Source organism: Photobacterium sp. 1_MG-2023 (assembly GCF_030547945.1).
GTDB lineage: Bacteria > Pseudomonadota > Gammaproteobacteria > Enterobacterales > Vibrionaceae > Photobacterium.
Map to the genome: position 1 here is coordinate 1 of NZ_JAUORR010000015.1, position 14,961 is coordinate 14,961.

Consider the following 14,961-nt stretch of genomic DNA (forward strand, 5'->3'; position numbering starts at 1 on the left):
AGATGCTGGGGAGGTGGTGCGTGTTGGCTCAGGACTTCCTGTAAGCGTCCGTCGGCAAGATACGGGCGGACAAAAAAGGTCAGCAATTGCGCAATGCCTGTACCTGCCACGGCCGCTTCAACCAGGGGATCACCATGATCAAGAATCAGGTTGCCCGTGACATCAAGGCGGGTGACCTGTCCCTGTGCCGTAAAACGCCATGGGTTGATAAGTCCGTTTGATGACAACCGGACTCGCAGGCAATTATGCTGCGCCAGATCTGCGATAGATTGGGGGACGCCCCGTCGGGCGAGATATCGGGCTGAGGCGACGGTCACCCAATCGGCCGATGCTAAGGGTCTGGCGATGACCCGGGCATCCGCAATCGGGCCGCTGCGAATCACGGCATCAAACCCTTCATCAATGATATCGACGTTTCTGTCGGTCAGCACCAGTTCGATATCCAACGCCTCATGCTGTTCCAGTAACGCATTCACGATGGGAATCAGAATCGCCCGACCAAATGCGGAGGGGGCACTGACTTTTAGCGTCCCTTTGGGGATCAGACCATGGTACTGAATTTCATGCTGCGCGTCGGAAAGTCCGGAGATTAAGGGACGAACCCGGGACAGAAACAATTCACCGTCGGCAGTCAGGCTCAGGCTGCGTGTGTTGCGGTGCAGGAGCTTGACGCCTAACTGGGTTTCCAGCCGGCTGACGGCTCGGGAAAGTCCCGACTGCGTCAGCCCCAGCTGAGTTGCAGCGAGCGTGAAACTGAGATTGTCGGCAACTTTCACAAATTGCCGGATGGCATTGAGATCAGCATCCATGATTAAAATCATTAGTGAAATGAATTCTAAGTGTTTATCGATTCTAATTCATAAATGATACTCGATGCATCTTCAATGTCATTAGGAAACGATTGATGCGATCTCCTTTACCTTCCGGAATTTACCTTTTAAGTCTCGGTATCTTTGTCATGATCTCCTGTGAGCTTCAGGTTCTGGGCTTTATGCCTGCTTTGGCGGCCGATCTCGGGATCGCCATTGCTGATGTGGGCTATCTGGTATCAGCTTTTGCTGCCAGCATGGCCGTTGGCGGGCCTGTTCTGATGCTTGTGCTGTCTCGTTATCCGCCCCGGATGATTCTTGCCTGCTTGTATGTGATTTTCATTTTGGGTGAGTTACTGGGCGCCTTTGCGCAAAGTTATGCGCAATTGATGCTGGCCCGTGCTGTCACCGGAATGGTATCCGGTGCTTTCTTTGGGGTTGCGATAGGGCTGTGTTCCAGAATGACCGGCCCAAAAGACACCTTGCGTGCCGTGGCGCTGGTCCTCGCTGGCATTATGCTCGGCACCATTATCGGCTTGCCGATGGCAAAACTGATCGCAGCATACTGGGGCTGGCGTGAGAGCTTTTTTGTCGTCGTCGTGCTGGCTGTGTTGAGTGCGGCAGTGACCCTGAAAGCAATCCCGGAACTGCCAGCGGAAGCCGCGCAGCCGCTGAAGCAAGAACTGAAAGCGACGCTGGATATCAAACTCTGGTGGGTATTTGCGACCAGTTTCTGCGTGATTGGGGCTGTTTATGCACCCTTCAGTTACATTGTGCCGATTCTGACTGAGCTGACTGCGCTGCCTGAAGGCACAGTCACAGCATTACTCTTCGTTTACGGGTTGTGTATGCTGGCTGGCAACCATCTGGTCGCGCTTCTGGCCGGGAAGCATGCCAAAGCGACCCTTGTGGGCGGGCTGGTGCTGATGCTGCTGGTCTTTGTGGTATTTGCACTGTTTGCGAAGATCGTCTGGGTGGCTGTCATGTGTCTGCTTCTGATGGGGTTTTGCGGTGTCAGCCTGAATCCGGCGTTGGTGAGCCGGTTGATGCAATTACCTCAGGGACAACGCGCCTTGATTAATACCCTGCATGCCTCAGTGATTAACGGCGGGATTATGTTCGGCAGCTTTGTGGCAGGTCTGACCCTGGATATGGGGTTGCCCTTGAACACAACCCTTTGGGTCGGCGCCGCAGTGGCGTTGACAGGTTTGGCCGTGATTGGTTTGTCTCCCAAGCTTCATCCGGGCGTTGCGCAATCTGCGACGCAGCAGATTCAGGCTCATTAATCCGTTTGTTTTTTGAGCATCCGGAGCAGGTGTGATTCGCGCACCTGCTCCGGATTGATTTGATTCAGAAGTGTACGCACATCCGGCATATTTGTTATGGTGTCAGACCCACAGCGATGTGAGGCGCTGGTGATGTTTGAAACACTGGTTTTCTGATTCAGGCAAGGTGAAGTATTTCAACCGGGCTTGTGCCATGTTTCTGACTTTTCCGGTGAGAAGATGCTGTTCAGCCAACAATGAGAATGACCACGATGGAAAGATTTCAATTTCAGGACGGAAAAGATTTACCCCTAACCGATATAACCATTCAGGGGCCGCGTATTGTACTGACGTCGATTTGCGAAGCGAATGCCGAGGATATTTTTCAGCATTTTAATGCGAGCGTGACACGTTATATGATGCCAAAGCCTGCCGAGTGCATTGAAGATACATTGGAGTTTATTTCGCAGTCTGTGGCCGCGATGCAGGCCAAGCAGGAACTGGTTCTGGTGATCAGTCATCAGGAAACCGGCGCGTTCTTAGGCTGCTGCGGATTTCATGGTCGTGGTCAGTACCGCACACCTGAATTAGGGATCTGGCTGAAAGAAGCAGCGCATGGGCATCGGTATGGTTTTGAAGCGATTCAAGTGCTGTGCGCGTGGGCCATTCAGCATGTTGATTTTGACGCGGCCATTTACCCGGTCTCCAAAGTGAACATTGCCAGCCGGAAGATTCCGGAGCGCTTGGGCGGTCAGGTGGTTGCGGAGAAAGTGATTGAATCGATGGCAGGAAATGAATTAGATCAGGTTGTTTACAAAGTACCATTTTCAGCGTTAGTGGTTACAGCCACTGAATCCGCAATGAACGTCAGAGAGATATGATCGCATGCAATGGGAATGATGCTCTGTACTGATTTCCTCTCTCTGTAAAGATGCGCAGACAGAGCAGCGCATGGGTGAATTTGGTCCATCCCCAACCGAGCAGGAAACTTACGACAACGATGGTGATGGGATCAATGTTTCTTTTCATTTGCTGTTTTTCCTGTTTGTTTGAGCGCGCGGGGTGTGTTTGCTTTGTCGACAGTTCTATCTTAGGCATGAGTGAATGCATCGTGGCTTTGATGAAAACAGGAAATCATTTGTGGCAGGGGTTGGACTTCAGGGGAGATCTGGTGTGCATGAAAGATTGATGAAGCCACTCGCCTGGCAAGTGGCTTCAATGATTTAACATGATTTATTCGTTGATACGAATAACGACTTTGCCAAACTGGGTCCCGCTTGCGAGTTTTTCCAATGCAGACGGCGCCTCTTTAAAAGAATACTGGCTATCGATAACAGGCTTGATCTGATTGACATCCATGAAGTTGAGCACCTGCTCCAGCATTGCAACGGAACCTACGGTAATGCCTTGGATGACGGCATTTTTCTGCACGATTTGCAGCGGGTTAAACTGACTTTCAACGCCTGCCAGTAATCCGATCAAGCTGACTTTTCCTCCCAGGCGAATTGCACTGACTGATAATGGCAATGTTCCTGGCCCGCCAACTTCAACTACTTGATCAACCCCTTTGCCCTGTGTTTGTCTGAGAACTTCCTGAGGCCACTCAGGATACGCTTTGGAGTTAATGACGACATCTGCACCTAACTCATACAACAGGGCTTCTTTTTCTTCACTGCCTGTGAGGGCGATGACTTTCAGACCTGCGGCCTTTGCAAATTGAATGGCAAAGACAGAGACGCCACCTGAACCTATGGTCAGCACACTTGTCCCCGGCAGGGGGACAGACGGTGTCATTAACGCATGCCATGCAGTGACGGCTGCACAAGGGACTGTTGAAGCCGCTTCAAAAGACATTCCATCAGGTAATTTGACCAGACCAGATTCATCAAAGACAGCATACTCGGTCAGCACGCCATCAATTGGGCCACCAAGCGCTGTCAGGCGATACTGGTCCTGTGGCGGACCGTTTAGCCAGGTTTGAGAAAATGCAGCGACAACCCGATCACCTGGCTTCAGGTGATGTACACCTTCTCCGATCTGATCAACAATGCCAGCACCGTCGGATGCAGGAATACAGTTTTCTTTCACCATACCTTTGTACAGGCCTTTGGCCGCCAGCAAATCACGGTAGTTGACCGATGCAGCTTTCATCTTGACCCGGATTTGTCCCGGTCCTGTTTCTGGGATGGCTTGTTCTGAACACAGCCATGCGTTGGGTGCGTCATTACCTTCTTGAATGATGTAAGATTTCATGTGGTATTCCTTTCCAATCAGATAGTTAATTCAATTCTGCTAATGCACTGACATCAAAGTTTTTCAGTTCATGATGATGGCCTGCCTGAACCTTTCGTACCCAGGCAGGATCAGTCAGCAGTGCACGGCCGACAGCCACCATATCGGCTTCACACGCATCAATTAGTCGTTCAACCCGCTCAATGCCAGTATTTTCTGCACCTTTGCCTTCAACGAGAGCGGCCAGAAAATCGCTGTTAAGGCCAATGGAACCAACTGCCATGACAGGTAAACCAGACTGTTTTTTCGTCCAGCCTGCAAGTGTCAGTGGGGACCCTTCAAATGCAGGCTCCCAGAATCGGCGGGTCGAGACATGCAGCATATCGACACCGGCATCAACCAGCGGATAAAGAAAATCATCCAGTTCTTGAGGTGAAGTGAATAAGCGAGCCTCAAAGTCCTGCACTTTCCATTGAGAAAATCTGAACAGAATCGGGAAATCAGGGCCGACACGTTTCCTGCACGCCTGAATAATCTCAACAGCAAAACGACTGCGTTTTGCCATCGAACCGCCATAAAGGTCATTTCGTTCGTTTGTGGCTTGCCAGAAAAACTGGTCAATCAGATAGCCGTGAGCACCATGAATTTCGATGCCATCAAATCCCAGCAATTTTGCTGTCCCGGCTGCATCAGCAAAAGCCTCAATGATTTGTTCAATGTCTGCCACTGACATTGGTTCCGCAATCCTGACGCCGGGCGCCATCAGTCCGGATGGCCCTATGGGCATTGCATCTGGGTTGGGGGCATCACCCGGTTTTCTCATTAATCCAATGTGCCAGATTTGAGCGGCGATCTTTCCACCACAGCGGTGCACTTCATCAACAACCTGTTTCCATCCCTGACATGCGTCATCACCATGGATGCGTGGAATATTAGGGTCTGCCACGGATGCAGGATGTTGAATCGCCATCCCTTCGGTGATGATAAGGCCAACATCATTCTCTGCACGCTTTTTGTAATATTCAGCGACATTTTGTCCGGGGACACCGCCTGGAGAACAACTCCGGGTCATCGGAGCCATCGCGATCCGGTTTTTCAACTGATGCGGGCCGAATTGAAAAGTATCGAATAAAGTCTGTTTACCTGAATTCATATCACAGCAATCCTTTTAGTCTATTTGTGTTAATACACGAGTGATGATGAAAGAAAGTCCATGGGCGCCAATCAGCAGGCCCAGGCCGGTGTAAAGTCCGTTTGCCCAGTCTGTATGGATTTGAATGATGACGGCCATGGCGGCAACACCAAACAAAGCGCCGAGCTGCCGGTTTGCATTTAGAATGGCGGATGCCATAGATGCATGCTCTGGTCCGGCACGATGCATGATTAATGCTGTCATCATCGGGACAGATAACCCCACACCTAGATTGGTGACACTAATGCACAGGGTTAAAATCCAAGGAGAATGCAGTGCAAGATCTGGCCGGACAATGAGAGGCAGGATGGCTGCTGCAGCCAGAAAGGTTCCCGCTCTGAGCAGTGTTATTTGTCCGAAATGACCCGCAAGCTTGCCTGCAACTAAGTTAGCGACAGCAAAGACAGCCATCATGGGCAGCAGTTGAGTCCCCGCTTCAATGGGAGAGAGTGACTGACCTTGCTGGAAATAAAGACTCAGCAGAAAAATAATTCCGAACGTGGCAAAATTCAGCAGGAAGCCGACACAATTTAGTGGAATCATGCCATTTCCCTGAAATATCCGGGCGGGGATGACAGGGTTGTCTGAATGATGCTCATGTAGAATTAACAGAAGAAAGGCGGCCAGACTGACTGCGACGCTCGTAATCACAGGTGCGCTCATCCAACCGATTTCAGGGCCTTCAATGAGTGAGAAACACAGCCCGCCAATCATCAGGATGCCGAGCAGGTGCGAGCGAAGGTTGAATGCTTGCAGTTTAGGCTCGGTTGGCAAGACCACCCAGGCTGTTAATGCTACGCCAACAATGCCGATGGGTAAGTTGATCAGAAATAAGCTGCGCCATCCCCACAGTTCAGTCAGGACACCGCCGATCAATGGTCCCAAACCGGAAGCAATGGAGACGATGGCTGCCCAGAGAGCGATTGCTTTTGCGCGGTCAGTTTGATCCGGATAGGCCATGACCAGCAGTGCCATCGAGCTTGGCATAAACACAGCAGCACCAAACCCCTGAAGCATTCTTGCACCAATCAGCATGGTATCGCTGGTGGAGATCCCACAAAGTAGTGATGCGCCAAGAAAGATGATCAGACCTGCCTGATAAGCTTGTTTTGCTCCCAGCCTTGTTCCAAGTGTCCCTCCGGCAAGGAGCAGCGATGCAAAAGTCAGTGTATATCCGTCGATCACCCAGGCCAGCCCTGAAACACGAAAAGATAAACTGCGCTGCAATTCTGCAAGGGCCACGTTGACGATGGTGACATCCAGTGTGGCCATAACAAAACCGAGTGCGACAGCAATTAATGTCCAGCCTGGTGACATTTTTCTTGCTGAGGATGATTGCGACACATGATTCAGTGTGCTCATGTTTCCTCCAAATTAAATACGACTGAGTAAGTTCATGAAATTTCTGCGCACGGAGGGTTGCTGTACATGCCGGCTGAGTGCTTCCTGCGCAATTTCGGCATTCAGTGCAGAAACTTTTGCTTTTGCCTGAGTAACCGCATCATCAATCGACATCACCTGAGGCAAGTCATAGAGTGCGACAATCTTTTCAAGTCTGTTTTCGATGCTGCCACCTACGACCTGATAAGGGATGCGCAGGGTGTCCAGCGTTGAAAGCAGAATCTCATCAGACAGTGTCCGGAAACGCTCTGAAACGGGACGGTGGCCATCTTTTACTAACGGGAATTCAACAGGAAGATGAATGAATTCGTCATAATTCTGTTTTGCATGTTGCTTGACAGCATTGCCCATATTTTCTATTACGTCGGCGAAAACACGTTTGACTGGCATCCCGAGCACAGAAGCACACCATTGGTTCACCGGACCAAGATTTGGATTGATCCCAACCGTCATTCTGGCTTTTCCGTAAACCCATTCATGCAGGCAGGAACCGTCTGAGAAAAAGGTTTCACCCGCATGGCTTTCATTGATGGCACGTTCTTTGAATCGCCAGATCCCCAATTGAATCAGTTCTGCAGGAGTGCATTGTTCTAAATCTTTTCCCGGCACTGCGTCAGGCAGTATTTCCCGCATGGTTCTGGCCTGTGTTCTAGGAATGCCAGTCAGCAGAGCTAGCGCTTCTGTTGTCGTTGTTTTACCGGTTGAATAAGTGCCTGAAATTGCGATACGCATTATGAGTTCTCCGAAGTATTTGACGGGAGTTTATGGGCGAGAGAATAGGAACAACGGCTTGAACCTAAAGTGCCCAACATGCGGTACATGCGCCAGGTTTCCCCGTGCTTGGTGACCGATCTGTCTTTCTCCATCCAGACATTGACCAGGCAATCATTCATGTCGTAGTAATGCGTGAAGTTTTCCAGCAGTACAGTCCGCATCCACAAGGTTTCAGAATCCTTGCGGTTCAGGTTGTCACGCTTGTAAATCAGTGCTTGAGCCAATTGGGCCAGACTGATAATGACTTCTATCGGGGAGAGGAAACAAAGCGGGTGAGCACTGGATTTGGATATATTCATGCGGCCCTGAATGTGTTTCATGTCCTGCCGGAACTGAATTTGGATGATTTCGTGATAGTTCTTGGGATCAATCGTTCGGTAGCACTGGTCGGTATAATGAAAAGGAAAAAATGTTTCATCGTTGGCATTCATTAGAACCGGGGTCTGGCGCTTCACACCGCCATGTTCAATGATCGTCTGCAGCTTCATGCTGCCGACTTCAATCTGAAGTGTGGAACGATAGGTGTAAAACTCTTTTATCCGAACCGTATCAAGAAGTCGGACCGCTAAACTCACACCGGAAAGAATTTCTTCTGGTTCTTGGCCTGCTTTCATTTCAACGCTTCTGAACAATGGCAGAACCACTTCTTCTGACATGTCAAAGAAAGCATTCAGTAGTTGTTCACAGGCGTAGCAGTTCAGCCACATGGCATCAATGGTACTCAGGTGAGGTGTGAGGCCTTTTTCTCCTTTTTTCGACCAAGAAGAGGGATAGGCCACATCGACGATTGCATGAAAAGAAAATTGCTCCGGATGGAATTGATGCTCAATAATTTGATACGAGACTTGTTTAAATCCCTGACCGAAATACCGGGTTTCTTTATGGCCAAGTAATTGGTCAATATCTTCATAACACTCTGACTCTAAAACAGCTAAGTGATTTTCTTGCATGTCCGTATCCAAGTCTTGTCCGCTGATAGTTTTAATAGTCTGCTCGCTGTGCAGGCAATATGTCACCTAGCCGTATAGCTAGGTTGTACTGAAATGAATAAAGGATTTATAATTGTAAGAATTTGTTTCTAACTGGATTTCGGTGATGGAATACGGATTACTTTCTAGGGATGAATTAATTCAATTACAGCAGCTTAGTATTGATGCTATTCATATTAAAAATCAGACCGACTTTAAGCATTATTTAGCTTCCTTTGCTTCTTTATTTCCAAATGAGCAGCTCGCAATCGTCGCATATTGTCAGGAAGGGCAGGTATTTCGGTTAAAGGCATTACACAATCAGGGGTTTCCGGCGGAAAGGGAGGCTGACTTTAAACAAGCCAAGGCCATGAAAAACTGTCAGGTTTTAATTCAGCAGCATCCATTGTTTGTGAACACCTGGCATCAGCAGGATGTGCAGAAGAAGATACAAGCAGGTGCCGATGCCATTCGTTACGGCATCACGGAAGGACTCTATGGCGTGATTAAACCCACGCAAAGTATGGTCGGGGTGTTGTGCTCCATGGCTGGGGATGATTTGGCAGATAACCCCAGACACAGACAGATGCTGACAGCATGTTTGCCTCACCTGCAGTTGGCGCAATCCAGTGTTTTGAATATCAGTCAGCCAGTTTATCCCAAAGGGGATATTCAATTGACGCAAAGAGAATATGAAGTCCTGGAATGGTTATGCGGTGGTAAAACAAATTGGGAAGTAAGCAAAATACTCAATATCAGTGAGCATACCGTTAAATTTCATGTGACCAATTTATCCCAGAAACTAGGCGCAAATAATCGTGCACATATCGTCGCTCTTGGTGGTGAGTTATTGGGGTTACGTTAAACCACTCAATCCCGTCGATGAAGGCGCTTTTATGCTTTCTGCTATTTGCTTCTGGTAAAATTCACCGTTTTCGAGAGCAAGAAATAGGTGCTTTGAAAAATTTACCGCACAGTATTTGATGGTCGTTTCCTGAATACATATCGCGCGATACAGTGATCGCTGTTAAGACAGGAATAGGTTCATGAAAATCAAATTTGTTCTGGCAACGGTTTGTCTCGTCGGCGCCGTGAGCGTCGGGGGGTACTTCGGCCTGACAAAATTAAACCTGAATACTGACCGTCAGGTCGGAGAGGTGATTGATTCCCTCAACGGGGTGGCGGTTTATTTCAATGGCGGGGTGAACCATGTTTCAGAGAGAAATGTCTCTGAAGACGGATACAATATTGGTCTGAAATATCAGTGTGTAGAATTTATCAAACGATACTACTTTGAACACCTGAATCACCGGATGCCCGACAGCTACGGACATGCCAAAGACTTCTTCAATCCAACACTGGCGTCAGGCACGCTGAATACCCAGAGAAACTTGATTCAGTACCGGAACGGGCAGGGGCAACGGCCGCAAGTGAATGATATTTTGGTGTATGATGCAAGCTGGCTGAACCCGTACGGGCATGTTGCGATTGTGTCTGATGTGAGTGTCGAGGCGGGTACGATTGAAATCATTCAGCAGAACCCGGGCCCGTTTTCGACCTCAAGAGAAACTTATCACCTGGAGCACAACAACGCGCAATGGCGAATCCAGCACGACAACATCCTGGGCTGGCTGCACAAAGCAGGGTGATCGGAACAGAGGTGTGATGTCGTGTGGTTCCGGACAGAGCAATCGGTGTGTCCGGAACCGTCAGTGCATTGTTTTTCGGCTTACAGCTTAAACCGCCGGACTAAGGCATTTTGTTCCTTTGCTTGATGATCGAGTTTCAGACTCGCGCCGGTGACACTTTCCATGGCCGCTAGGTTGGCATCGGCAATCTCGCTGATGTCCTCCAGGCTGCGGGCAATACTCACCGTTGTGCTTCGCTGTTCTTCAGTCGCCTGAACGATTTGGCTGCTCATCTCATTGATTTCAATAATGATGGCCTCAATCTCCTCCATGGCACTGCTGGCTTCAGACGTCTGACTGACGCTGTTTTCCATTTCCTGAACACACCTTTCGATGACCCGGACAGCCTGGCTGGATGAGGTTTGAAGTTCCTGAATCATGGATTCAATCTCTCCTGTTGAATCCGTCGTCCGCTGCGCCAGAATGCGCACTTCATCGGCAACAACGGCAAAACCTCGTCCCTGATCGCCTGCGCGTGCAGCTTCAATCGCTGCGTTCAACGCAAGCAGGTTGGTTTGATCAGCGATGTTCCGGATCACATCAAGAATACTGCCGATATTGCGGCTCATTTGTTGCAGGTGGTTGACGGCCTGAACTGAGTCATCCAACTGGGACGACAACTGATGCGTGGTTGAAATATTGCGCCCCATGACGTCACGACCGGTTGAGGCAGCCGAGGCGACATGCTTGACCTTATCCAGAGTGTGCTGCGCACTTTGGGTCACCTGAGAAACAGAGTGCTCCATTTCTGTCATCGCGGTTGCCACGGATGCGGTCTGTTGCCGTTGTTCATTGAGACGGCTGGTTGTATCCGTGGTTGTGGACTGGTTCTGTGTCGCGACCTGAGTGAGTTCGGTTGAGGCATCACTGAGCTGGCCTAACAGCTGCTGCAGGTGGTTGGCTAATGTATTGATATGGTGACTGAGCTGCTCGAACTCGACAAACTTGTTCTCGGTAATCCGTTGGGTCATATCACCGTCGGTCAGTGCTTCGAGTATCCGTAAGGTTGCTGCGAGCGGCTGACGGACATTTCTTGCCAGAAACCAGCCAATGACCAGCGCCAGTGCGGAAGCCAGACAGCCTAACAAAACCGTGTGCGTCACGCTTGACTGATAAAACTCACCGGCTTGCGCGATGGCGCTGTCCATATCGGTTCTGGCCTGACTGCGAAAACTTTCCAGCAGCGTATTGGCCTGATTGATTTCAAGCGTGAGCTGCGTGATGCTGGCATAGAGCCGCTCCTGAGCCTGAATGTAATTGAAATGAACATCCAGTACACCGCCGGGTTGCCCGATATCCTGATTATACTGCTCGATTGGTGTATCAAAGGTGCGCTTGAGATCCGAATTCATCGATGTTAACGCGCGGTAAGCATTTTTCAGATGATTGACCAGACGCTTGTTGTTCTTGATGGCTTCATTGATGGTTTCAACATCCGATGAAGCCAGTGCATCTGAGGTAATGGCTTCGGTCTGACTGAGTTTGTCGAAATAGCTTTTTGCCATCATCAGCTCTGAAACACGGCTCCGCTCTGCAATCACATCTTTCATTCTTACATTCAGATCGCGGTGTAATTGCTGGAATCGGCGAATGGATTGCTGACGGGCTTCGTTGGCGGCCAGTTGATCGCGATAGTTCGTCATCGCGACCTGAGCTTCAGAAAAATAGCGGTTTTCCAGTGCCTGTAACGCGTCTAACTGGCTGCTGAGTGCCGGAAAATCCTTTGCTGTGTTCACCAGCAATTTCAGCGTTTGCCGAAAGGTCTCATAAGCTTCGGTAAATTGTGCTTCGTAACGTACCATTTGCGCTGGATCATTGGTGGTCAGGAAGTCTTTAAAAATTTTGTCTGCGGTCAGAAGTTCGACATTGGCCTGACTGGAAACCGTGACCAGAGGCAGGGACTCTGTATTGACATTCTCGAGCTGGCCGAAAATGTTTCTGGTTTCCATTAAGGTCAGGGTGCTGGTCATGACAAACAGGCCAATCATGACTGCAAATCCTGCATACATGCGCCTGATTACAGAGGTGTGTTTTCTCATTGCGTTCTCGTCCCTAAAAACATGTACAGCATGAACCGTCTGTATACCTTGCGGCTCTGTTTTGCTTTGTCTTTCATTTGTTATTGTCATGATCAGTGATACAACGTTTACTTCACGACGTAAAATAAGTGATGTAAAAGCCGTGACGATGTCATCAAAATCACATGTTGGTTTGCGATGAGACTAAAGAAAAACAACCTGTACATACTTTGCCAGAGATAACAAAAGTCAGAACACGGTAAAAAATAAATGATTGTGATTCTGTTTAAAACGGTGTTCAATATTGCTCTGTCGGCGTTCCTCAAGCATACTCACCACTGGTAAATCGTTGAATATGGAGCTCGCCATGGCAGAAGAAACAATCTTCAGCAAAATTATACGGAAAGAAATCCCGGCCGATGTTGTTTATCAGGACGATCTGGTGACTGCGTTTCGGGATATTAATCCGCGTGCACCCAGCCATATCCTGATCATTCCAAATAAGCTGATCCCTACGGTCAATCATGTTGAAGCCGATGATGAAGCGATGATGGGGCGTTTGTTTACGGTTGCTCGCAAACTGGCTGAGGCGGAAGGTATTGCCGAAAACGGCTATCGTCTGATCGTCAATTGTAATCCTCATGGTGGTCAGGAAGTGTATCACGTCCATATGCATTTATTGGGTGGACGCCCGCTGGGGCCAATGCTGGTTGGTTAAAGTTTAAAAAAATGGACTGGGCAGTCGTCTGTCAAAGCGTATGACGGCTGCTTTAAAACAGACAGGATCGAATGAACAAACTTTTCCTGCGGACAACATGTGTCTTCTTTTGCGTTTATATGCTTTCGGGCTGTGCCAATTTATCGGGTCGCGGCCTGTTCAGTCATTACAGTGCCAGTACTTCAGAAAGTCGTGCAGCTCTGGGTCAGGGACAGTATCAGCAGGCGCTGGATGTGCTGCCGGATGATATTGCAGGGCCAATTCTGGATGGCATGGAAAAAGGCCGTCTGAATTTTTTGTTGCAGGATTATCCCGAGAGTCTGTCGTCTTTTCAGCAATCCGATCTTGCCGTCAGAGTGCAGGAAGATGCGGCTGAAATTCAAATCTCAGAAGGGTTGAATCAGGCCGGTTCTCTGTTTACCAACGACAACATGATCACTTACCAAGCCTCTGATTACGAACTGGGTTTTTTGCATTTATACCTGTCGCTGAACTACATTCAGAAGCATGATCTCAATGCTGCACTGGTCGAGGTCCGTCGGGCGAATCGGGTTCAGGAAGCGGCGAAAAAGCGGCGGGAAGCAGAGCTTGCGGCCGCAGAAGAACGCATGGAAAGCGAAGGGCTTTCCGACAATATCGGCGCCGTGTTATCCCGTTATCCGGGGGCAGGGAAGATATTAGCTGCCATTCAGAATGGGTATCTGTTTTATCTGTCAGGCATGCTTTATGAAGCCGATGGCAGCCTGAGTGATGCTTATATCGATTATAAGCGTGCACTGGCAGTTGCGCCCGATAACGACTATGTTGCGCAAGCCGTTCAGCGACTGGCTGTCAGGCTCGATATGAAAGATGATTTACAGCTGCTGACCCGAAAATATGGCCCTTGGCAATCACCCCCGAGTACAACTGGTCGCCTGATTATTTTAGATGAGCAGGGTGTGGTGCAGGCGCCTGAAGGTTGGCGGGCACCGCTCTGGGTTTATCAGAGTAACGGCCAGAATGTGCTCTATAACATGGCATTGCCGCATTACCCGCCGCGCCCCATGGTTTTGCCGGGGCCGATGGTGATGAATGGGCGTCCGCTGAAGGCGACGCCACTGGCCAATGTAACGCAAATGGCCCGGCAAAGTCTGAATGAAGCCATGCCGGCCAGAGTGTTGCGGCAAGCTTTGCGGGTGATTGCAAAAGATCAATTCCGTCAGGCCGCAGCACAGAACGGTGATGAACTTGGCAATGCGCTCGCGAACATCTTCAATACGCTTACAGAACAGCCTGATACACGAAGCTGGCAGAGCTTGCCTGCACAAGTGGCCTTGTATCAGGAAGATTTAATGCCCGGCAGCCATCTCATTCAATGGCAGGGGCAATCCGTGGAAGCGGAGATCAAACAAGGTCGAACGACTTTCGTTTGGGTGTCTCGTCAGGGGCAAACCATGAATGGCTGGTCAGTGCTACTAGGAGGAAACTGATGAAATATGTGATAGCAATTTGTGTTGCGCTGCTGATGACAGCTTGTGCACGTACGACAACGTCGGGAATCAGTATCGATAGCAGCAATCAGCATGTTGTGATTGCCAACCCGCATCTGGCCAGCCAGATAGGGATCGAGCAGGCTGCGGTCTCCCGTGAAAATGGTCTGCTGATGGCGGGTGTTCCTGTGGTCAGTAAGGTTGACGGAGACATTAAGCTGCAATACCGCTTTTACTGGTATGATGGCAAAGGTTTGGAAGTGAATGGCAGCGACAGTCCGTGGCGTCAGTTTGTGCTGCATGGCAAAGACACCATGACAATCAAAGCCATGGCAAAGACGCCAGATGCGGAAAACTACCGGATCTATATTCGTGAAGCCACCACGACCTGGTAACAGAATCAGGCTGGGCTGACAGGCTTAGCCCA

14 protein-coding genes are annotated in these 14,961 nt (G+C 49.6%); 7 read left to right on the forward strand and 7 right to left on the reverse strand.

Going from position 1 to position 14,961, the window contains the following annotated elements:
* A partial coding sequence (locus Q4579_RS13875) for a LysR family transcriptional regulator (RefSeq protein WP_303565058.1) occupies nucleotides 1–809 on the reverse strand: 809 nt, incomplete at its 3' end.
* Nucleotides 810–904: 95 nt separating this feature from the next.
* Here Q4579_RS13875 and Q4579_RS13880 point away from each other — a divergent pair.
* Nucleotides 905–2,095, forward strand: coding sequence for an MFS transporter (locus Q4579_RS13880; RefSeq protein ID WP_303565060.1), 1,191 nt, complete (start codon nucleotides 905–907; stop codon nucleotides 2,093–2,095).
* 251 nt (nucleotides 2,096–2,346) lie between these two features.
* The gene (locus Q4579_RS13885) at nucleotides 2,347–2,955 is read left to right on the forward strand and encodes a GNAT family N-acetyltransferase (RefSeq protein WP_303565062.1); all 609 of its coding nucleotides are present in this window, start codon (nucleotides 2,347–2,349) and stop codon (nucleotides 2,953–2,955) included.
* 352 nt (nucleotides 2,956–3,307) lie between these two features.
* Here the strand turns inward: Q4579_RS13885 and Q4579_RS13890 are convergent, their stop codons facing one another.
* Genes Q4579_RS13890 through Q4579_RS13910 form a run of 5 tightly spaced genes read right to left on the reverse strand, consistent with a single transcriptional unit; the run spans nucleotide 3,308 to nucleotide 8,623 of the window.
* Nucleotides 3,308–4,327, reverse strand: a complete 1,020-nt coding sequence (locus tag Q4579_RS13890) for an NAD(P)-dependent alcohol dehydrogenase (protein ID WP_303565063.1) — start codon at nucleotides 4,325–4,327, stop codon at nucleotides 3,308–3,310.
* Between the two features lie 25 nt (nucleotides 4,328–4,352).
* Complete coding sequence (locus Q4579_RS13895) at nucleotides 4,353–5,459, reverse strand: NADH:flavin oxidoreductase (protein WP_303565064.1); 1,107 nt, start codon at nucleotides 5,457–5,459, stop codon at nucleotides 4,353–4,355.
* A 15-nt stretch (nucleotides 5,460–5,474) separates the two neighbouring features.
* Nucleotides 5,475–6,860, reverse strand: coding sequence for an MFS transporter (locus tag Q4579_RS13900; RefSeq protein WP_303565066.1), 1,386 nt, complete (start codon nucleotides 6,858–6,860; stop codon nucleotides 5,475–5,477).
* A 12-nt stretch (nucleotides 6,861–6,872) separates the two neighbouring features.
* Nucleotides 6,873–7,631: an AAA family ATPase gene (locus Q4579_RS13905; RefSeq protein WP_303565067.1), complete on the reverse strand. Its 759-nt coding sequence runs from the start codon at nucleotides 7,629–7,631 to the stop codon at nucleotides 6,873–6,875.
* Nucleotides 7,631–8,623: an AvrD family protein gene (locus tag Q4579_RS13910; protein ID WP_303565068.1), complete on the reverse strand. Its 993-nt coding sequence runs from the start codon at nucleotides 8,621–8,623 to the stop codon at nucleotides 7,631–7,633. Before Q4579_RS13910 ends, Q4579_RS13905 begins: the two co-directional genes overlap by 1 nt.
* A gap of 145 nt (nucleotides 8,624–8,768) precedes the next feature.
* Between Q4579_RS13910 and Q4579_RS13915 the strand changes: the two genes are divergently transcribed.
* Together Q4579_RS13915 and Q4579_RS13920 are read left to right on the forward strand one after the other, a co-directional pair.
* Nucleotides 8,769–9,506: a helix-turn-helix transcriptional regulator gene (locus tag Q4579_RS13915; RefSeq protein ID WP_303565069.1), complete on the forward strand. Its 738-nt coding sequence runs from the start codon at nucleotides 8,769–8,771 to the stop codon at nucleotides 9,504–9,506.
* A 181-nt stretch (nucleotides 9,507–9,687) separates the two neighbouring features.
* Nucleotides 9,688–10,290, forward strand: coding sequence for a CHAP domain-containing protein (locus tag Q4579_RS13920; protein ID WP_303565071.1), 603 nt, complete (start codon nucleotides 9,688–9,690; stop codon nucleotides 10,288–10,290).
* Between the two features lie 80 nt (nucleotides 10,291–10,370).
* Here Q4579_RS13920 and Q4579_RS13925 read toward each other — a convergent pair whose 3' ends face one another.
* Nucleotides 10,371–12,317, reverse strand: coding sequence for a methyl-accepting chemotaxis protein (locus tag Q4579_RS13925; RefSeq protein ID WP_303565073.1), 1,947 nt, complete (start codon nucleotides 12,315–12,317; stop codon nucleotides 10,371–10,373).
* 397 nt (nucleotides 12,318–12,714) lie between these two features.
* Here Q4579_RS13925 and hinT point away from each other — a divergent pair, with 397 nt between their 5' ends.
* The 3 genes from hinT to Q4579_RS13940 all read left to right on the forward strand — a co-directional run bounded on the left by hinT (nucleotide 12,715) and on the right by Q4579_RS13940 (nucleotide 14,929).
* Nucleotides 12,715–13,065, forward strand: a complete 351-nt coding sequence (hinT, locus tag Q4579_RS13930; protein ID WP_211645504.1) for a purine nucleoside phosphoramidase — start codon at nucleotides 12,715–12,717, stop codon at nucleotides 13,063–13,065.
* 71 nt (nucleotides 13,066–13,136) lie between these two features.
* Nucleotides 13,137–14,534 carry a COG3014 family protein gene (locus Q4579_RS13935; protein WP_303565074.1) on the forward strand — a complete coding sequence of 466 codons (1,398 nt, stop codon included), beginning with the start codon at nucleotides 13,137–13,139 and terminating at the stop codon, nucleotides 14,532–14,534.
* Nucleotides 14,534–14,929, forward strand: a complete 396-nt coding sequence (locus tag Q4579_RS13940; protein ID WP_211645500.1) for a YcfL family protein — start codon at nucleotides 14,534–14,536, stop codon at nucleotides 14,927–14,929. The genes Q4579_RS13935 and Q4579_RS13940 overlap by 1 nt, the downstream gene beginning before the upstream one ends.
* Nucleotides 14,930–14,961 lie beyond the last annotated feature (32 nt).